The sequence below is a fragment of the Photobacterium sp. Hal280 genome, from assembly GCF_037162255.1.
GTDB lineage: Bacteria > Pseudomonadota > Gammaproteobacteria > Enterobacterales > Vibrionaceae > Photobacterium.
In genome coordinates this window covers 622,230-641,668 of the sequence record NZ_JARLUO010000001.1, presented here as the reverse complement: position 1 = coordinate 641,668, position 19,439 = coordinate 622,230, and the positions used below count along the sequence as shown (strand labels likewise).

The 19,439-nt window shown below is 51.3% G+C and carries 18 protein-coding genes and 1 pseudogene; 10 read left to right on the top strand and 9 right to left on the bottom strand.

What is annotated here, in order from left to right; genetic code table 11:
- Nucleotides 1-65 precede the first annotated feature (65 nt).
- The 3 genes from rbsB to P4S53_RS03220 all read left to right on the top strand — a co-directional run bounded on the left by rbsB (nt 66) and on the right by P4S53_RS03220 (nt 3,073).
- Nucleotides 66-947 (top strand): ribose ABC transporter substrate-binding protein RbsB, encoded by an 882-nt coding sequence (gene rbsB / locus P4S53_RS03230; protein ID WP_337111354.1) that lies wholly within the window; start codon nt 66-68, stop codon nt 945-947.
- 168 nt (nt 948-1,115) lie between these two features.
- Nucleotides 1,116-2,048 carry a ribokinase gene (gene rbsK / locus P4S53_RS03225; protein WP_337111353.1) on the top strand — a complete coding sequence of 311 codons (933 nt, stop codon included), beginning with the start codon at nt 1,116-1,118 and terminating at the stop codon, nt 2,046-2,048.
- Nucleotides 2,049-2,065: 17 nt separating this feature from the next.
- On the top strand, nt 2,066-3,073 hold the full coding sequence (locus tag P4S53_RS03220; RefSeq protein ID WP_337111352.1) for a substrate-binding domain-containing protein: 1,008 nt from the start codon (nt 2,066-2,068) through the stop codon (nt 3,071-3,073).
- Nucleotides 3,074-3,144: 71 nt separating this feature from the next.
- On the opposite strand, the gene P4S53_RS03215 is transcribed toward P4S53_RS03220, so the two are convergent.
- Both P4S53_RS03215 and P4S53_RS03210 read right to left on the bottom strand, forming a co-directional pair.
- Entirely contained in the window at nt 3,145-3,408 is a 264-nt protein-coding gene (locus tag P4S53_RS03215) for a hypothetical protein (RefSeq protein WP_337111351.1), read from the bottom strand.
- Between the two features lie 239 nt (nt 3,409-3,647).
- Nucleotides 3,648-4,127 carry an Lrp/AsnC family transcriptional regulator gene (locus P4S53_RS03210; RefSeq protein ID WP_337111350.1) on the bottom strand — a complete coding sequence of 160 codons (480 nt, stop codon included), beginning with the start codon at nt 4,125-4,127 and terminating at the stop codon, nt 3,648-3,650.
- A gap of 243 nt (nt 4,128-4,370) precedes the next feature.
- Between P4S53_RS03210 and P4S53_RS03205 the strand changes: the two genes are divergently transcribed.
- Nucleotides 4,371-4,997: a LysE family translocator gene (locus P4S53_RS03205; RefSeq protein ID WP_337111349.1), complete on the top strand. Its 627-nt coding sequence runs from the start codon at nt 4,371-4,373 to the stop codon at nt 4,995-4,997.
- A gap of 159 nt (nt 4,998-5,156) precedes the next feature.
- On the opposite strand, the gene P4S53_RS03200 is transcribed toward P4S53_RS03205, so the two are convergent.
- From P4S53_RS03200 to P4S53_RS03190, 3 genes are all read right to left on the bottom strand, one after another.
- Entirely contained in the window at nt 5,157-6,497 is a 1,341-nt protein-coding gene (locus tag P4S53_RS03200) for a TldD/PmbA family protein (protein ID WP_337111348.1), read from the bottom strand.
- Nucleotides 6,497-7,879: a TldD/PmbA family protein gene (locus P4S53_RS03195; protein WP_337111347.1), complete on the bottom strand. Its 1,383-nt coding sequence runs from the start codon at nt 7,877-7,879 to the stop codon at nt 6,497-6,499. Before P4S53_RS03195 ends, P4S53_RS03200 begins: the two co-directional genes overlap by 1 nt.
- A 65-nt stretch (nt 7,880-7,944) precedes the next feature.
- Complete coding sequence (locus P4S53_RS03190; protein ID WP_337111346.1) at nt 7,945-8,934, bottom strand: CobW family GTP-binding protein; 990 nt, start codon at nt 8,932-8,934, stop codon at nt 7,945-7,947.
- 281 nt (nt 8,935-9,215) lie between these two features.
- Between P4S53_RS03190 and P4S53_RS03185 the strand changes: the two genes are divergently transcribed.
- A complete protein-coding gene (locus P4S53_RS03185) occupies nt 9,216-9,986 on the top strand; it encodes a bestrophin-like domain (protein WP_337111345.1) in 771 nt (256 codons plus the stop codon).
- Between the two features lie 80 nt (nt 9,987-10,066).
- Here P4S53_RS03185 and P4S53_RS03180 read toward each other — a convergent pair.
- Nucleotides 10,067-11,807, bottom strand: a pseudogene (locus P4S53_RS03180) (ABC-F family ATP-binding cassette domain-containing protein).
- Nucleotides 11,808-12,296: 489 nt separating this feature from the next.
- Here P4S53_RS03180 and P4S53_RS03175 point away from each other — a divergent pair.
- The 4 genes from P4S53_RS03175 to P4S53_RS03160 all read left to right on the top strand — a co-directional run bounded on the left by P4S53_RS03175 (nt 12,297) and on the right by P4S53_RS03160 (nt 15,648).
- Nucleotides 12,297-12,962 (top strand): hypothetical protein, encoded by a 666-nt coding sequence (locus tag P4S53_RS03175; protein ID WP_337111344.1) that lies wholly within the window; start codon nt 12,297-12,299, stop codon nt 12,960-12,962.
- 453 nt (nt 12,963-13,415) lie between these two features.
- Nucleotides 13,416-13,790: a nuclear transport factor 2 family protein gene (locus P4S53_RS03170; protein WP_337111343.1), complete on the top strand. Its 375-nt coding sequence runs from the start codon at nt 13,416-13,418 to the stop codon at nt 13,788-13,790.
- A 106-nt stretch (nt 13,791-13,896) separates the two neighbouring features.
- Complete coding sequence (locus P4S53_RS03165; RefSeq protein WP_337111342.1) at nt 13,897-14,427, top strand: GNAT family N-acetyltransferase; 531 nt, start codon at nt 13,897-13,899, stop codon at nt 14,425-14,427.
- A gap of 231 nt (nt 14,428-14,658) precedes the next feature.
- Nucleotides 14,659-15,648 carry a hypothetical protein gene (locus P4S53_RS03160; protein WP_337111341.1) on the top strand — a complete coding sequence of 330 codons (990 nt, stop codon included), beginning with the start codon at nt 14,659-14,661 and terminating at the stop codon, nt 15,646-15,648.
- A gap of 104 nt (nt 15,649-15,752) precedes the next feature.
- On the opposite strand, the gene P4S53_RS03155 is transcribed toward P4S53_RS03160, so the two are convergent.
- Nucleotides 15,753-16,694 (bottom strand): SDR family oxidoreductase, encoded by a 942-nt coding sequence (locus P4S53_RS03155; protein WP_337111340.1) that lies wholly within the window; start codon nt 16,692-16,694, stop codon nt 15,753-15,755.
- A 194-nt stretch (nt 16,695-16,888) separates the two neighbouring features.
- Here P4S53_RS03155 and P4S53_RS03150 point away from each other — a divergent pair, with 194 nt between their 5' ends.
- Nucleotides 16,889-17,587 carry a type 1 glutamine amidotransferase domain-containing protein gene (locus tag P4S53_RS03150; RefSeq protein ID WP_337111339.1) on the top strand — a complete coding sequence of 233 codons (699 nt, stop codon included), beginning with the start codon at nt 16,889-16,891 and terminating at the stop codon, nt 17,585-17,587.
- Between the two features lie 2 nt (nt 17,588-17,589).
- On the opposite strand, the gene P4S53_RS03145 is transcribed toward P4S53_RS03150, so the two are convergent.
- Both P4S53_RS03145 and P4S53_RS03140 read right to left on the bottom strand, forming a co-directional pair.
- Nucleotides 17,590-18,030 carry a MerR family transcriptional regulator gene (locus P4S53_RS03145; RefSeq protein WP_303562998.1) on the bottom strand — a complete coding sequence of 147 codons (441 nt, stop codon included), beginning with the start codon at nt 18,028-18,030 and terminating at the stop codon, nt 17,590-17,592.
- Between the two features lie 79 nt (nt 18,031-18,109).
- Nucleotides 18,110-19,372 (bottom strand): MFS transporter, encoded by a 1,263-nt coding sequence (locus P4S53_RS03140; RefSeq protein ID WP_337111338.1) that lies wholly within the window; start codon nt 19,370-19,372, stop codon nt 18,110-18,112.
- Between the last annotated feature and the right edge of the window lie 67 nt (nt 19,373-19,439).

Here is a 19,439-nt window from a genome sequence, read left to right as displayed (position 1 = left end):
GATTTACCCATGAAAAGAGAGCCGGATGACGTGTACCGGCTCCCCCTACACAAAGGATCATAACAATGAAAAAACTGGCAACGTTAATCTCTGCTGCACTGCTGACTTCCACCGTTTCTGTGTCTGCACAGGCGCAGGACACACTGGCGATTGTGGTGTCCACGCTGAACAACCCTTTCTTCGTGACGATGAAAGATGGTGCAGAATCCAAAGCAAAAGAACTGGGTTATGACCTGATCGTGCTGGATTCGCAAAATGACCCGAGTAAAGAGCTGTCGAATGTTGAAGATCTGACGGTTCGCGGTGTGAAGGCGATTCTGATCAACCCGACGGATTCGGATGCCGTATCGAATGCGATCCGCATGGCAAACCGTTCTGAGATCCCGGTACTGACGCTGGACCGCGGCGCAAGCCGGGGTGAGGTAGTCAGCCATATCGCGTCCGACAACGTTGCCGGTGGTGAAATGGCAGGCAAGTACATCATGGAAAAAATCGGTGAGAAAGCCAAAGTGATTCAGTTGGAAGGCATTGCCGGCACCTCGGCGGCGCGCGAGCGTGGCGAAGGTTTCATGAAAGCGGTGAAGGGCAGTCAGATGGAACTGCTGGCCAGTCAGCCTGCTGATTTCGATCGCACTAAAGGCCTGAACGTGATGGAAAACCTGCTGGCAGCCAACCCGGATGTGCAGGCGGTGTTTGCACAGAATGACGAAATGGCACTGGGTGCGCTGCGCGCCGTTCAGGCGTCTGGCAAGCAAGTGATGCTGGTTGGCTTTGACGGCACCGACGACGGTATTGCTGCTGTGAAGCGTGGCAAACTGGCAGCGACTATCGCTCAGCAACCGGATCAGATTGGTGCCCTGGGTGTAGAAACCGCAGTCAAGGTGCTGAAAGGCGAACCGGTAGAAAAATACATCCCTGTACCACTGAAAGTGGTTGTGAAGCAGTAAACATCAGGAATATTCCCTCCCCTTGGCAAGGGGAGGGTGAGGGTGGGGTTCGTGAAATGTGCACAGGTTTGGATTGTGTGCCCGATAACCCCCTCCTAGCCTCCCCCTTGAAAAGGGGGAGGGACGTTACAAGAGTTTTAGTGGATGAATGTTGGCCAGGATAACGTGATGAATAAATTAGTGGTTTTAGGCAGTGTGAATGCGGATCATGTCCTGCGGGTGCCTGCTTTTCCCCGTCCGGGTGAAACGCTGCATGGCCGTGATTATCAGGTGATCCCCGGCGGGAAAGGTGCTAATCAGGCGGTTGCGGCGGCGCGGCTGAATGCGGATATCGGTTTTATTGCCTGCGTCGGTGATGATGCATTCGGCATTCAGATCCGGGAAAGCTTTCAGCATGACGGCATCAATATCTCAGGCGTAAAAATGCAGCCGGATTGCCCGACAGGCATTGCGATGATTCAGGTGGCTGACAGTGGCGAGAATACAATTTGTCTGTCACCGGAAGCCAATGCGCAGTTGACAGCAGAGTGCATCGAACCTGATTTGGAACAGATTCGTCAGGCGCATTTCCTGCTGATGCAGCTGGAAACCCCTTTAGACGGCATAGTCAGCGCAGCTCAGGAAGCGAAAACGCACCAGACGAATGTGATCCTCAATCCGGCACCTGCCCGGGAAATACCCGACAGCCTGCTGTCGTGTGTCGATGTGATCACCCCAAATGAGACAGAAGCTGAAGTGCTGACCGGCGTGACGGTCACGGATAATTCGTCTGCTCAGCTAGCGGCGGACGTATTGCACCGCAAGGGCATTGAAATTGTGCTGATTACCCTTGGTGCGAAAGGTGTCTGGCTGAGCCAGAATGGTCGCGGGCAACTCATCCCCGGGTACAGCGTGGATGCCGTGGATACCACAGCGGCCGGTGATACCTTTAACGGTGCGCTGGTGACTGGTTTATTGGAAAATATGTCTTTAGAATCAGCCATTCGGTTTGCACATGCCGCTGCTGCTATCTCTGTCACCCGCTTTGGTGCCCAGACGTCCATTCCAACGCGTGCGGAAGTGGATGCGTTTCTGGCGGAGCGTTTCGCCATCATTGATTAATCACACAGGAAAAATACATGGCCACGATGAAAGATATTGCAAGACTGGCAGGCGTGTCGACTTCAACTGTGAGCCATGTAATTAACAAATCCCGCTTTGTCAGCGACGAAATCGCAGAACGCGTGAACCGGGCTGCGAAAGAACTCAACTATGCGCCTTCTGCGCTGGCCCGCAGTCTCAAAGTCAATCGCACCCAGACCATCGGCATGCTGGTGACAACCTCCACCAACCCATTTTTCGGTGAAGTGGTCAAAGGGGTGGAACGCAGCTGTTATCAGAAAGGCTATAACCTTATTCTGTGTAACACCGAAGGGGACAGTGAGCGCATGAAAGCCTCCATTGATACACTGCTGCAAAAGCGGGTCGATGGGCTCTTGTTGATGTGTTCGACACTGGAAGGTGAGCAGATAGACGTTTTTGACCGCTATCCTGATATTCCAGTGGTGGTGATGGACTGGGGCCCAATGTCCTTTACCAGTGATAAAATTCAGGACAATTCTTACCAGGGCGGTTATCTGGCCGCACGATACCTGATTGATTGCGGACACCAGGAGATCGGCTGTATCACCGGCCCTTTGATGAAGCATCAGGCGCAGATCCGTTATGAAGGCTTTAAACGGGCGATGAATGAAGCCGGACTGGCGTTTCATCATGATTGGATTGTGGAGTCTGATTTTGAATGTGAAGGCGGTTACCAGGCTTTCAACAAGATTTTTGCAAGCGGTTCGTTGCCCAGCGCGATTTTTGTCTGTAACGATATGATGGCGATGGGGGTCATCAATGCCGCCCATGAAAAAGGGATTCGGATCCCGGAGGATCTCTCGCTCATCGGATACGATGACATCCATATCGCAAAATTTATGACCCCATCGCTGACCACGATTCACCAACCGAAATACCGATTAGGGCAGGCCGCTGTCGAGACTTTGCTCAAACGCATCAATAAAGAAATCTCCGAGCCGCAAGTGGTGCGGTTGGATCCGACACTGGTGGTACGAAAAAGTGTACGGCGCGTCGTAAACTAACAGCCTCTGCTATGCGCTCAACATGTACTCAAGATGAGTCAGGCTGAATGACAGGATCAGCCTGAAGAAATTTACGATTTTGCTGCTGTGTGTTTTAGTGCCTGATAGTGTCGCGGCAGTGACAGAATCTCTTGGATAAAGATCAGATAAAACACTGGCATCATCAGGAACATGACAAAGACATAGCTGCACTGAAAGCGAAAGGGCATCGGTCGTTTTTTACCCTGATCGAAGAGGGTTAAACCGGATACAAAAAAGAAACCGATGGTATACAGTGTTGCCGCCATTCCAAGGACCAGATAAGCCGAAAAGAACAGAGAGAGCAAGCTTTCCATTTATCACCCCATTTCAGTGGATTATTTTGATTTAATTTCAATTAACCAGAGCGTTATTGGAAACTTTATAAAAAATAAAGAACAATAAACGAGAAACACTGAGCACAATGAATGATATGCAACTTGATTTCTATTTAGTTCAGATATTTTTGCGGCTTACTTCAAATATCTCTCTGTTTTTCCTGTCTGTTGAATGAAAAAACAGCGGTCAGAAACGCAAACCGACAGTTAAACAGTGTCTATCCTTTTACTTTTTCAGAATTTTTAATTGGAAATGCGGTGAATGGCTTGATCTCTTTCAGTACAAACATACTCTGCATTTCTTTGATGCCAGGTAAACGCCGTATGGTTGACATCGCGAAGTCGGCATAAGAATCGAGATCGCGGGAAACCACCTGGATCAGAAAGTCGGCATCGCCCCCAATGCTGTAACAGGCAACGACATCGTCCAGTGCGGTTACCTCTTCCTCAAACTTTCTGGCTTCTGCTTCGCTGTGACTGTCAATGGCCACCCGAACGAATACCATCACGCCCAGGCCAATTTTCCTCCGGTCCAGAACGGCCCTGTACCCCTGAATGATGTCATCCTCTTCCAGCTTACGGACTTTGCGCCAGCAGGGAGAAGACGACAGCCCGATTTTATCTGCCAGTGCCTGATTGGTGATACGCGCATCGTCCTGCAAAAGGGTCAGGATTTTAATATCTGTCTGATTCAGCATTGAGCCTGCCAATTTCTTTCTCATAAGGTGGGTATTGAGCAAGACTCTACCTTTTTAAGCCTGAATGTGAAGCGATATAGGTAACACATTTCTGATTATAAAATGCATACTGTTTCACTCTGTGTGCATGAACTGGCTGAGAGGCGGTTTGCTGGCGTCGTGAGTCACACAGTTTTTTGCAGACATCTGCTGATCTTTGAAACGGTATCAAGACAAAGAGAATTGATTGAAAGGGATATTTTCATGTTAGAAACAACGCAAATCCTGGCATATATGTCAGCGTTGATGCTGGCAGCAGCGATTCCTGGCCCCGGCATGACAGCCTTGGTTGCGCACAGCGTACGTGGTGGCGCGGTGACCGGGTTCACTATGCTCAGCGGGTTAATTCTGGGGGATTTAATTTACCTGTCTTTTGCCGTCTTTGGCCTTGCAGTCATCGCCCACAGCTACGGCGGCTTGTTCACTGCAGTCAGTTGGTGTGCCTCCCTCTATCTGGCGTGGTTATCCTGGCAATTTTGGAATCATCATCCGGAAGCTATCAACATCGATCAACGGACGAACAAACGGGAGTTGGCGGCAGCCTGGTTTTCCGGCTTAACGATCACTCTGGGGAACCCGAAAACCATCGCTTTCTATCTGGCCATTCTGCCGCTCGTGATCACCCTGGATACGGTGTCGTTCCAAACCTGGGGACTGCTGTTGGTGCCGCTGACCATACTGGTTCTTGCTTGCGTCGGTGCGATATTCATTTTTGGTGCGCTGAAAATCCGGCGTTTCCTCGCCAGCGCTCGGGCACAGGCCTGGCTGTTTAAAGGGGCTGGGATCATTATGTTTTTCGCTGCGGTCAGTCTGGTGGCCCGCATGGTCTGAAGTACAGCCCCGCTATATGTCAGGTAAACTCTGGGTCAGGTAAAACTGGGCCAGGTAAGCACTGGCTTTGAGAAAAGCAGGAAAGCGGGTTACGCATCAAAAAGACCTCATCAATTTGATGAGGTCTTTTTGATCAGGCGAAGGTTTCAGCCAGTCTGATTATTTACCCGCAATACTCAATCCGCTGAAACGAATTTTGGGTGCGAAGAAATCACGCTCGTAGTCATTTTCCAGTTGATTACCGACCGCATCAATCGCTTTGATCATCTGGTAAAAGTTACCGGCAACTGTGATGCCGCGTACCGGCTGGATGCGTTTGCCGTCGCGACACAGAAAGCCACTGGCGCCGAAAGAAAAGTCACCGCTGATGGCATCTGCACCTGAGTGAACGCCTTGCAGCTCAACCAGTTCCAGGTATTCACCTGCAGTGACTTCGGCGTCATTGCTCTGGCCTTCGGCAATCACCAAGTGGCGGGAAGAAACACCCAGGCCCCCTTTGGCTGAGCGGGCAGCATTGGCCGTGTTGGCAATGTCGAAGTAGCTGGCGGTATGGCTGTTGTGCAACAGGCTCTGCAGCTGACCTTCACCGATCAAAATTGTGTCCTGCGTGGCAAAACCTTCGCTGTCGAAGGCTTTGATGGCAGAGCCGCCTTTGACATAGGCCATATCACTGACTGTCAGCAGTGAGCTGGCAACCTGCTTGTGCAGGGCGTCGCGCCACGGGTTAATGCCTTTCATGGCTGACTGACCGGACAGACACATGCCAAAGGCGCCAAACAGGCTGCTCAGTTCACTCAGATTGAAGATCACCGCGTATTTGCCGGTCGCAACAGGGCCGCCGTCCAGCAGTGCCAGCGCGGTGTCGACACCGTGACTGATGCAGTATTGCGGATCCAGCTCGGCAAAGCGGCGTCCGGATGACATTCCGCCATGCATGGCTTGTTTGCCATCCTGATCAATCAGGGCATAGGTGTAACAGTAAGTGGAACGCTCCTGATGCTGGCAGAATGCACCATGGGTATTGGCCAGCATGCTCAGGCTGTCGGATTCCCCGAAACCATTGTAAGGCGCACTTTTGGCGCCTTTTTCAATCACACCTTTTTCCAGCGCCAGCGACAGTGCGATCTTTTGTTCGATCTCGACATCGTCTTGCTGATAAATCTCAGGCGAATCCGTGGTTAAACGGCTGTTCTTGGCCTGAATCCGCTGATGGGCATCGGCTTTGGTGAACTGCGCGCTTTGCAGCGCCTGTTCCACCATGAGCTTCAGGCTGTCCGGATGCAGGGATTCCGAGTAGCTGGTGGCGACTTTGTCATCTTTGACAACGCGCACGCCAATCACCTGACCGGAGGTGACTTTGTATTCATCCAGCTCGCCGTTGTTGGCTTTCAGTGACAGGTTATGACTGCTGCTGGCAAGAACATCGGCGTCGGCACCGGCTGAGGTGGCCAGTTCCAGGACCTGTTCCATGGCGTGTTGCAGGGTTTGTTGATCCGCCATTAGTTACCTCCCACCAGAATATTGTCTACTTTCAGTGCCGGCTGACCGACTGTTGTTGGTACTGAGCCGCTGACTGACCCGCACATACCGGCGGCCAGTTCGAAGTCCTGACCGACCATACTGATTTCTTTCAGCACTTTCGGCCCGGTACTGATCAGGGTGGCTGATTTCAGCGGACGGGTAATTTTGCCGTTTTCGATCAAATAGGCTTCCTGCACGGCGAAGTTGAACTCGCCGGTACCCGGCTGCACAGAGCCGCCGCCCATTTTCTTGGCGAAAATGCCTTTTTCAACGCTGGCGATCATGGCATCCAGACTGCTGTCACCGGCTTCGATGAAGGTGTTCCGCATGCGGGAGGTCGGCGCGAATTTATAAGATTCACGGCGGCCGGAGCCTGTCGGCGCAAAACCGGTTTTCTTGGCGCCCATCTGATCGACCATAAAGCTGGTGAGCTTGCCGTCTTTGATCAGCTGAGTGCGCTGGGTTGGCATGCCTTCATCATCAATATTGATGGAACCCCATTCATTTTCCATGGTGCCGTCATCCACGGCGCTGACCACAGGGTTGGCAATCATTTCGCCCATCTGGTCATGGAAGACCGAGGCTTTTTTAGCCACTGAAGTGGTTTCAAGCAGGTGTCCGCAGGCTTCGTGGAAAATGACGCCGCCAAAGCCGTTTCCGATGATCACCGGCATTTCGCCCGACGGGCAGTTATCGGCCGTCAGCTTGATCATCGCCTGTTTTGCCACTTGCTGGCCCAGCGAGGTGGGATCGATGCGGGTGTTAAATTCCCAGCCGGTCAGTGCTCCCGGTGCTTCAAAGCCTGTCGACTGCTCACTGCCATCTTGCGCGACAGCGGTCGCAGCAATGCGGGTGTAGTGGCGGATATCACCGGTGTGCAGGCCATTGGAGTTAAATATTTCCACCTGCTGCTGACGCTGCAGAATGCGGCCGATGAACTGGGCAATTTTGTCGTTTTCTGCACGGGCTGCTTTGTCGGTGGCACGCAGGAAGGCGATTTTGGCTTCCAGATTGGCGTCCTGAGACAGCGGCTGGCGGACAGGGTGTCTGTCAGTCAGGCGGCTGAAATTCAGTGCGGATGCCTGTACGATTTGCGCGCGGTTATCTTTGGCGGCCAGCAGGCTGGTCACGCGTTTCAGTTCTTCTTCTTCAGTACTGTTGGTGTAACCGTACAGCACTTTGTGTCCGAAGAAGAGGCGGATACCGATACCAAAATCGATACCGCCGTTGATTTTATCGACATCACCGGCATTGAACTCGACAGAGCCCGACTGGTGGTGCTCGACGAAAAGTTCGGCAAAATCGGCGCCGAGAAACAGCGCATGGTCGATGACGGCTTTCGCCGTTGAGGGGTTTAGCATAATTGCTCCTTGCGTAAATTCAGGTGGCAAGTTGATCCCAAAGCATTGATAAATAATAGTCGGTATCAGGCTTTTTTTGTCAAAGAGACCAAAATCTCTTCTAACTCATCCCAAGGCAGCATGTCCTTATCAATGACTTCAATGCGGGACTCAAACCCTTCCAGCGTGAGTTCATTTACTGAGACTACCCGATTGACCACATTAAAAGCAAAGCATCCGCGCTCGGTGTTGACCACGGCTTTCACCCGCTGGGCATTGAGGTTAGTAAACAGGGTAAACAGCTGGGAAAAATCAAATTGCAGATCGGTCGCAAAGAACCAGCCGCAGCTATGATAGCCCTGACCATGGTTTTCTTTGCGGATAAAGGTTTCACCCGGTGCCAGCTCCAGGCCAGGCAACGGCGCGGCTGCATCGTCATGATGGTGGTGATGGCTGTGCGCGGCTTGACGCGCGATGCGGGGCTGTTCCAGCAGCGCCAGGTCAAGCTGCCCTTGTTCCACCTGGGTGATCATTTGTTTGGCGGGTTCGCACGCGCTGGCGTACTGCTCAAACATCAGCAAATCGTAATCGGTACAGGCATCGATTTTATTGGCAACCAGCACATCGGCCAAAGCAATCTGATCCTGAAAATTCTGGTTATCAGTATACAGGCTGTCTGAAAACTGACGCGGGTCAACCAGGGTGATCGTTGCTTTCAGATCGATGTACTTGGCATAGCTGTCAGAAGTCAGTTTATTGATGATCTCTTTCGGATGGCCCAGACCGGTCGGTTCCAGCAGCAGGCGGTCGGGTTTCTGCGCCAGCAGGGCATTGATACCGACCGACATCGGCAGTCCGGCGACACAGCACATACAGCCGCCCGGCACTTCTTTGACGATGGCGCCTTGCTGATCCAGCATGGCCCCGTCGACCCCCACGTTGCCAAATTCATTGATCAGAATAGCCCATTTTTCATCGGCGGGTTTACGCGCCAGCAGCGACAGTATGGCCGTGGTTTTACCGGCTCCCAGAAAGCCAGTGATGATATTGGTCGGGATAGGTTTGCTGATGGTCATTGAGAATCCGTCTTACCGCATAACTAAATTACGGGTCATCATACTGTAAGGCGGAAATGAAGGGTAGAGCGAAGGGGGCGGCCAGCATAATGTGTGTGGCTTACTGACTTGACTCAATCGCAATGAGCAGAACTGCGAATTTTAGACGTTTCTCAGTAACTTTGCTTCCTTTATATCAGTGGCGGCATATGCTTAATAAATGCTTCTCGGTTAAGGAATGGGCGGCACTTTCTGGTGCTGTTGCTTTCGATATCAGCCAGTGAATGAAATAGGAGGGGTCAATGGATGTCAGGTTTTTTGAATCTGTGCCTATATTCTGGCTCTTTATTGGGATAGCTCTGCTGATGCTTGCTTTTTGTGAAGTTGGTTTTCAGTTTGGATTACACGCACGAACACAGCAAGATAAGGAAGCTCCGTCCAGCTTAGGGCCTATGGTCGGTGGATTGCTGGGTATGCTGGCTTTTGTTCTCGCATTCACTTTCTCTATGGCGACTTCACAGTATGAGTTCAGACGTAATAATGTCCTGCAAGAGGCCAATATTATAGGGACTGCTTATCTGAGAGCCGATTTGCTGGGTGGGGCAGCCAGTAATGAAGTGAAAAGTCTGTTAAGAGAGTATGTTGATGTCCGACTGGAAGCCGTGGGCGGTAAAGGCGTTGATAAAGCTATCGCTAAATCGGTTGAGATTCATAACCGGCTCTGGAAGCAGGTGTCTAAAGCTGCAATAGAAAAGCCCAGCCCAACCACTTCTTTAGTGGTTCAGGTTATTAATGATGTGATTGATATGCATGAAATACGGATCACGGGGGCTCTGCGTAACCGTATTCCGTTCAGCATCTGGATCTCACTGGCCGCGATAACCGCCCTGGCTATGATTGCGATAGGGACGCAAGTCGGATACACAGGCAAACGAAGGCTGATTGCTGTGATTCCTATGGCACTGGCTTTCGCGGTGCTGGTGACTCTGGTGGTCGATCTCAACCGGCCGCAAAGTGGCTTGATCACGGTCAGTCAGCAGTCAATGGTTGATCTGCGCAGTAGTATGGATTAAGTCTTGTCGTTGCGAATGCATGGTGTCGTCAGGGTGAATCCCGAGACAGCCCTGCGGCTGCCTCGGGCGCTGAGTCTTTGTCAGCTCAGTTCAAGTTGTGCCGTGATCCGGGCGATCTCCTCCCGCCATGCGCGTTGCAGACTGGGTTTCTGATGCTTCGGTCGGCGCCTCAGATCATCGTCCAGCAGGGTTTCCAGCGAAATTAAACGCGCCAGCAGCTGTTCGTCATCACTTCGCGCCGAACGGTTGTGTGTTTCGGCTGGCTGGTCCGGGAGCAGATCAGCCTCAGAACCGGATTGATTCAGGTGCCGGGCCGTCTGAGCCGTCATTTGCGCGTACACAGCTTCCGCCGTCAGATGTTCTGTGATCTTCCCGCCTTGAATCAACCAGAACCGGTTACAGCTTTGCTCTATCAGGCTGCGGTCATGACTCACCAGTAACGCCGCGCCCTGAAAGCGATTCAGGGTTTCCGCCAGCTCTTCCTTGCCTTCCAGATCTCAGGTGGTTGGTCGGCTCGTCCAGAAACAGCAGATGGTAGCGGGCCAGTGTGAGTCCGACAAATAACAGCCGGGCCCGTTCGCCACCGCTGAGTGAGGCCACAGGCTGGTTGTGTCTGGCGTATTCAAACCCGGCACTGATCAACGCCCGTTTACACTGTTCACTGCTGATCGAAGCGAAAGACAGCAATGCATCTGTCAGGGCATCCTGATCACGCAGTTGCTGCTGAGACTGATCGTAATAGCCCAATCGGCAGCGATCGTGAAATGTCACCGCAGGCAGCGCTGAAGTCTGGTACGTTTGATACAACAGGTTGAGCAAGGTTGATTTGCCGCAGCCGTTGCTGCCAAGCACCGCGATGCGATCACCGCTTCGGACACGCATGTCAGCCATCTCAAACAAGGGGCTGGCATGTGTGGCCGGTTTCACTGAAAAAGGCGAGATTTCCAGCAGCCGGTTTGCTGGCAGGGATTCTCCCTGAAGCGTGAGTGACCAGGGAGTGCCTTCACTCAGTTCCGTTTGCGCTTCTTCCAATCGTTCCTTTCTGGCGAACATGGTTTTCGCTTTCCGGGCCAGATCTTCGTTGTCATACACCTTGCCCCATGTGGCGAGACGTTTGGCACTTTTCTCGATCCGGTCGATTTCTTTCTGTTCACTGGCATGCCGCAGCTGGTCGGTTTCATCTTTCTCTTGCAGCGCCAGCCGGGCGGCACTGCAGGGGAGTGAAAAATGATGCAGGGCCCGATCGCGCATGATCCAGGTCGTGTTGGTCACCGCATCGAGTAACGTCTGGTCATGGGAGACGAGCACAAACGCTCCTTTCCAGTTCGACAGAAATTGCTCCAGCCAGAGCAAAGCGGGGAGATCCAGGTGGTTACTCGGTTCATCCAGCAGCAATAAATCCGGCTGGTGGATGATGGCCCGGGCCAGTAATAAACGCATTTGCTGGCCGCCGCTGCAGTTGGAAACCTGCATGTGCCGATCCGCAAGGCTGAACCCGAGTTCGTCCAGCAGTAATTCTGCGCGCCAGCGCTCATCATCAGCCAGTGTCTCGGCCAGTGCGGACAGCACGGTTGTGCTTTGCAAGGCATGTGGAATGTATTGCTCAACATAGCGCATCAGGCAGGACTGGGCTTTGGCTATGCGTCCTGAACTAGCCTCCAGTTGACCGTCTAACAGTTTCAGCAAAGAACTTTTGCCACAGCCGTTATGGCCAATCAGGCCAATTTTATCGCCATGATGGATCGTAAAGCTCAGATCGGTGAACAAAGACGAAGACGTATAAGAGAGTGTCAGGGATTGTGCAGTTAAAAAAGTACTCATATTGAACTCAAGAATTTAGGGCGTAAAAAGCCGTTGTCAAAGCTGACAATAATTCTTCGAGCATGAGGAAAACTCGGGTGGACGCATTTGGTCGGAGATGAATCTTTCGCTCAAGTCGAGATTATCGCAGCGCGATATCAAAAACTCTTGAGCGGATATCAATACCAAAAAAGCGTGGGTTGATTGAACACCACTGCGACATAAATATCCTCCTTTCTTTGTGTTGGGGAAAGTGCATTCACTTTCGGTGAATCGGTGACACACATCTTAAAGTGATATGCAGCCATGTACACAAAAATGAGTCTTCGCATGTGGAAAGCATCGGGTTGATCAAAGAAAACGGCAGGTTACTCCAGCGTATCCGCCCCGCGCTGTATTGCTGGGTGTATCGCAATGAGGTGACATCCCCGCAGCCGGATGATTCTCGTTGCTCAAATTCTAAGTCACTGTTAGGATTCGTCTTTCTCTTCTGACAGACCCAACTCGCTGATGTATCGCGTTTTACTACCGGTTTTGTCCATTACCTTTTCCGCTGCCAGCCAGGCAGTTGAACTGGCTGTTGGATTACAAAGCACCTTCACCAATATTGATATTCAGGACCCGGAACATGGCGATAAAGATGTCGCTGTGATGACCAGTGGCCTGCATATACTTCCAACCGCTTCTCTGGTCTCATCGCCGTATTATTTTGCTGAAGACTCGAACTTTGGCGTGCAATTTCAGCTTGACGGGTCGTTTTTTAAATCGGGCCAGCAAGTGCTGCAGAACGGCCAGGAAAAGGTCGATCTGGGCACGTCCGTGAAAGGTTTTGCCATGACTGCGGTGCCAGTATTGTTTTATCACTGGAACCGGGATGCCAGCGCTGACTGGAATGCCAAAGTCGGCATTGGTTTTGGCGCAGGCTACCTGGATCTGAAAGGCAATTATCAGATCACCCACATTGCAGAACAGCGGGGCGAAACCCGTGATGTGAACTTCGGCGGCTTTGGCATGGCCATCAATGTGTATCTGGAAGCCAACAAGGGGCCGCATCAGTTCCAGCTCTATAACTTCAGCCCGGTACTCAGCGAAAAAGAGTACGACTTTCAGGGCCACAATGTGGTGATGGCGTACAAATACCGCTTTGATCTGAATGAGATTTGGGCGTCGTGGTGATTGTTTTTGCTCTTGGCGGCTGAGCGTGCAGATATTGAATCGCGTTGATATGTCGCGCTTTGTTTTGGAGAAAGTCTCACCATTTTCGGATGCGTGCCAGATACGCATTGCTGGCCCAAAGCGTATCCAGAAAAGCCTTTGATTTCTCTGGTGTTGTCCGGGTTTATTAAACCACTACAGTTGTCGGCGCTACCGGCACCGACAACCTGAAAATTCGTCCTGAATTTTTCCCTGGTTTGGGGGATTACTGAAATTAAAAATTCAATCTCTGGTATGAACGAGACAGAGATTGTCTTTTTCAGTGAAACGACTCACTGAATATATTCTGTTTTATGCATATGGTGTGCGACATGAGCAATCAGACAGCGGCGTGAAACGTATAATCCTTGTCTCTGCTACAAAGCCGCGTGTGCTGGCTGTGTGATACAAAGAAAAGAACAGGGAGTTGTTCGTATGGAAAGGGATGTAGTTCAGGAAATTTTTGCTGTTGAGGAAAAACTGAAGGCTTCAATGCTCAGCTCAGATATTGTTGCATTAACTGATTTGCTCTCCGAGAGTCTGGTATTTATTAATCATTTTGGCCAACGGGTATCAAAGCAAGATGATATTGCCTTGCACCGTTCTGGTTTGTTCACCATTGAGTCAATCGAATTGCGTGATTACCAGGTCGTACCACAAGGAAATATCGCTTTGGTTCATGTAAACGCAGACATTCAAGGGAAATATGATGGCGCTGTGGCTAATGGTGTTTTTGCTTTCTCTCGCGTTTGGCTGAAGCAAAACAACCAGTGGCAGCTCATTTCTGCGCAGTCGACAGTTATTGCGTAACAGGTAAAAGATTAGAGTCGCGCAACCGACTGTTTTCAGTTGACTTGCGAGTGTGTGGCAATGCCTGATGTGGCGGTGCTGTCATTTTTAGGCGAAATGGTGATGAATGCGTAACCTTCAGTATGTGTCTCTTGATGAAATAGAATCAGACAAGTTCATTCCAATACTCAATAAAGCAAGTACCAGAAAGCACCTCATTTCTCATGACAAGTTTGATGCTGAACTTGCAGAAAAGTGGGTGAGTGACAAGCTCGACATTGATGATCTTGAAGGGTGTATCGTGAGAGCCATTACCCTCGATGACGAGTTAGTCGGTTGGTGTGGAATTCAATTATCAGAGCTTGGGTATGAGATAGCCATCGTCGTTGATGACCGCAGTTGGGGTATTGGGAAAATGGTTTTTAGATCGCTAATCTCATGGGCTCATGATTTTGGCCATGAAGTCGTTTATATCCACTTACTGCACACACGCCCTGAATATGTGTTCTTACGTAAACTATCTCAAAGCGTGTTCCAAACGGAGATGATAGGGAATAAGTTCACAACTTATGAGCTCAACGTCGCTGATTGCCTGGCAGGTAAGGATGTCGTGGTCAAATTCAATGTATCACGACACAAACACGGTAAAAGTGCTTAAGTTTCAATCAATACACCAAGCGCGCTTGCTCTAACGTTATCTGATTGGAAATCAAATCCTGCTCTCTTGGTAATAGTGCGAGAGACCAAGAGCCAACAAAGATCCCCGCCCATCTTGACCTTAAACCTTGATTCAACCTTAGAGTTCTGACATCGGACTGACGCTGCTGCTGGATCTGCAGCAGCGCTGTCCGATGCGAATCATCATCTAAAGATTATTTGAGGAACCTCAATGAACATGCATTCTATCGTCGGGTCAGCCCTTTGGCTGGCTGCAAGCCTTCCTGTGCTGGCGCAACCGGTCGTCCCAACCGACACAAGGGAAATTAATATTGCCGGTTATCCGGTGCCCGTTCAGGCTGGCGGGCTGTATGACCGCTTTCGATCCAATCCACCCTTGTCCGTGATTGCGCAGGAATCGCCGGATACGGATCTGAGCTGGTTTCAAACCCTGAAGAAAAACAAAGTGGAGATGGGGTTTGCTTCTTACTCACCCAACTTTTATTACCAGAATGAGCGGATTACGGCGGTTTTTACGGCAGATCTCGAGCGATTAAAGGCACAGATTCCGGCGGAGGTGCTGGCGCAGGTCCAGCCGATTCAGATTTGGCCGGGTCGTGGTTTGGTGGTGCTGACAGCTTATGCTTATCACTATTGCGACAATGATGCTTACAATGAAATTGCGTTGTCGATCGTCACGAACAAACCCGGTTCATCAAATTGGGGCCCATTCACGCTGATCGGGCAGTCCATGTCGGACGATTACTGGGGATACGTCCTCAAGTTGCCGGTCAATACAGAACTGGCAAGAGTCCGGGGTGTGGTGGGGTATAACCTGCCGAAGTGGCTGACGTCGATCGACTATCATCAAGATGACACCTCAGTCACTTACACCATCAGTGATCAACACACCGGCCAACCGGATCTGGTCTTTCAAGCCGATAAGCTTACAGATTTATCTCAGGATGGCGCGCTGGTGAAGAACAGTTTCACAAACATGAACCAGCGGGGTGAACTGACTTACGGTTATGCCGTGTCGCGGCAGATGCAATATGCCAGTACGACTGATGATCAAGCGGTCCGCCTGACGCTGGGGAATGGCAGCCTGTCAGCTTTCATCAGGTCGCTGGAGATCGGTGCCATGCTGAAATATGAATATGTGCCGGATTTTCAGAGTGCGCTTTATGCGCCTGAACCGCTGGAATCACTGCTCAGGAAGTAAACGGACGCATGCTGAAAGCACTCAACCCGCTATTTTGGCGGGTCGAGTGCTGTCGTAGATTCGTCTTGAATTTCCCTGTTCGATGAATCCACGACGCACTCTGGTTATTTCGCCTTCGCCTGTTCTCTTTCCTGCCAAATGGTCTCTAATCCTTCTTCAAAAGCGGTGATTTTGAAGTCAGGAAAACGCGCTTTAAATTTGTCCGAGACAAAAATATTGTCTGACTCATAACGCGGCAGCAGTTCGGCAGCATCGCGAACCTTTAGACTGAATCGACCCGCCAGCCATAACTGCCAGCGTTTCAGAATGCGGTAGTTGGGCTGAGTCCCGAAAATGGCCGCGGCAAGCGTGATCAACTCACGGTAGGTCAGCCGGTTATCATCACAGGGTAAGTGCCAGGTCTGGCCGTAGGCATCCGGTGTATTGCCGATCAGGGCTATCGCCCGGCTGGCATCCGGGGTGTAAATAAGGCTGCGTTTGACATCGTCACGAAGAAAAACGCGGGCGGTTTCTCCAGCCAGAAGTTTGTCGAGAATGGTTGAATTCGTGATGCTCTGGGTTTTGCCCGGCCCGTAAAATTCCGGTGCCCGGCAAATTACCGCGTCAATGGTTCCTTTTGCCATGGCTTCGAGCAGCAGGGTTGTGATTTGAGCGCGAACCTGACCTTTTCCGCCATTCGGCACAAATGGGGCATCTTCACGTTGTGGTTCACTGGTTTGCGGGTACATATAGGTGTTATCGAAGTACACCAGTTTTGCGCCGTGAATCTCGCAGGCGGCAATGACATTGTGCATGATGACTGGCCACTGTGCGATCCAGAGCTGCGTATCCATCGGTAAACCTGCTGTCAGGTAAACAATCTCAGACCCTTGGACGGCACGCCGGGTTTGCTCCGGGTCCAGCAGATCGGCCTGAAACAAGGTGTCGGTCTCATTCACCTTCTGCGGATGGCGGCTGACCAAACGAATGTCTTTTGTAAAATCACGGTTCAGGCTTACTGCCAGTTCGCGTCCAATTTGTCCGTTTGCACCCAGAATGGTTTGCATCGTCTACTTCTCCACATTCACTGTTGTCATGGTGAAGCCGCATCCTAAGCTTGAAGTTAAGTTTAAAGTCAACCGGCAATGCTGATGCGATTCCATTTGACCTTCAAGTAAGGTTTAAACATAGGCTGATTCGGTCAGCAATAAAAAAGATGCCTGAAGGCATCGTTCTACTCATGTTAGAAAGGAAAGCGCAGATGACTCCAAAGATCCTGCTTGTTGTCAGTAATGTTGATCACTATGCAGATACCACCACACCCACGGGACTATGGCTGTCGGAACTGTCCCATGCCTATGATGAGTTTGAACGGCAGGGATACCAGCAGGTCATCGTCAGTCCGCAGGGCGGACCGTGTCCGTTAGAACCCCGCTCCCTGAAATGGCCCAATCTGGACCGGAGCGCCAAAGCCTGGCAGGCCGATCCGCAGCGCATGGCGTTGCTGAGCAATACAGTACGCCCCGAGGCCGTCGATCCCAGCGCGTTTGATGCAATCTATTTTACCGGTGGGCATGCCGTGATGTGGGACTTCCCGGACAGTGAAGGTTTGCAAATGCTGACCCGTTCGATTGTCGAGCAGGGTGGTATTGTCGGTGCAGTCTGCCACGGGTATTGCGGATTGCTGAATACCCGGCTGTCATCGGGTGAATTGCTGGTCAGCGGCCGCAAGGTGACCGGGTTTTCCTGGACCGAAGAAATACTGGCCGGGGTTGCAAAGAAGATGCCTTACAACGCCGAACAGGAGATGCGACAGCGGGGGGCACGTTACCAGAAAGCCCTGCTGCCATTTCTGCCGTTTGTTGTCACCGATGGTCAGCTTGTCACCGGTCAGAATCCGCAATCGGCCAAAGCAACCGCCAGACAGGTGGTTCAGTTGCTCAGGAAGCGCGGAGGGTGAAATCAGGAATCATCTTGACCGGTTTCACGGTGTGGTAGCAGGTGCCAGCCAAACTGAGTCATCACCCGTTCGGCATTGGTGGCGCAATCCATGTCGTCGGGTTTGGCTTCGATTTCTTGCAACACAGCCAGCAATCGGGCTTTATTTTCGGCAATCTTGCGCTCAATATCTTCTAAGTCTCTGACTTTTTGTTTTAGCGTGGTGAGCAAGTGGTGATGATCCCACTGCGACAAATCTGCAGGCAAGAGTAATCGCAGCTCATCAAGCGTGAATCCGGCCTGCTGACCTGTGGTGATCATGTCTAAAACCATCACGGCTTCAGGCGGATAACTGCGATAGCCGTTTGCTTTTCGTCTGACCGTTTTCAGCAGGCCGATCTTTTCATAGAAGCGAATGCGTGATGTTGCCAGTCCTGTCTTTCGGGACAGTTCTCCGATGTTCATTTTGAGTACCACTGTAATCTGGAATGGAGAAACCTTAGCACGCTTGTGCCTCAATCGCACTGACGGAAGGGTGCAGACCTCATGTCGCTTCAGCCGCCAGTCTCTCCGGCATCAAGAGCAACAGCACAGAAGATGCGACAAGCAGCAGGCCACCAAGGGTCCAACTGACAGAAATGCCGTAATGCTCTGAAATCAAACCGAATAAAAGCGATGCAAACACGCCGCCACAAGTGATCATAAAAGCGCTGATGGACAACATGGTCGATCGGAAACGCGTTTCCGTATGTTCATGAAGCAAAACACGTTCGGAATTATTGCCAGCAGTGAACAGGAAGAAGAACAGCAGGTAACACAGGGCGAAGCTGATGGGCTGCGAGGTATTGGCCAGGGCAATGAACGCGATGCCCGCGGTGACGCGGGTCGAGAACATCAGGGTTTTGTGGGATCCTTTCAGAATTTTGAGTAATCGGACGGACAAAATTGACGAACCGGCAGACATCAGAAAATAAAGGGCAGAGAGGACTCCGAAAAAGGTGACTCCATAATCTGTACCATGGATGAGTTCAGCCAGATAAGGCTGCCAGTAGTTTTCAATCCCGCTCAAGACCATACCAAACACCAATGTGGTCTGCATCAGCCGGCTTAGTATCGCATGGCGGAAAGCGGTTTTGATGGCTTGCAAACTTGTCTTGAAAACATTGGCAGGATACTGATGTTCAGGTGATAGTGCAGGTTGTCTTGCTTCATGAATCAATCCCCGTGTAATCAATATCAGAACCAGACTGGCGATGGCAACCAGCGCGATATTCAGATCATACATGTTTAACCCGGAGAGGGTTGATGATGGCAGTAATGAGCGGGTGCTGAAGTCGGGCAGCCAGCCACCGATCAGGGAGCCAGCCGCCAGCCCGAGCGTGACGAACACATTGATAGTTGCAATGGCGGAATGAAAAGACTGCTGGCCGGGTTGGCGACGGAAGCTGTCGTAAAACCAAGCGTCAAGCGTGCCGGAATAGACGGCTTTTGCCGTTCCCAGCAGCATGGCTGCAATCAGTATGAGAGGCAGGCCGTCTGCAAAGTACAGCACGATACAACCCAGAATGTTGACCAGCAGCGAGATAAGGTAAGTCTTCCTGCGCCCGTAGGTATCTGCGACGCCGCCCAGAGGGATTTCAAGCAGGGCGGTGCTGCCGATCCAGACCGCCATGACAATCCCGATGTCCATCAGGCTGAGTCCTCTCGACTGGAAAATCAGTATCAGGACCGGAATCATGATGCCCACAATCGTCCAGTGGAGGCATTGTTGAATCCCGAATCGGCATGTCAGTCCTTTTTGGCTCATGGTGATGTTCTCTGTGATGCTGAAGGTCACAAAAGAATCTCATAATGATTCACTTTTTCAATTTATT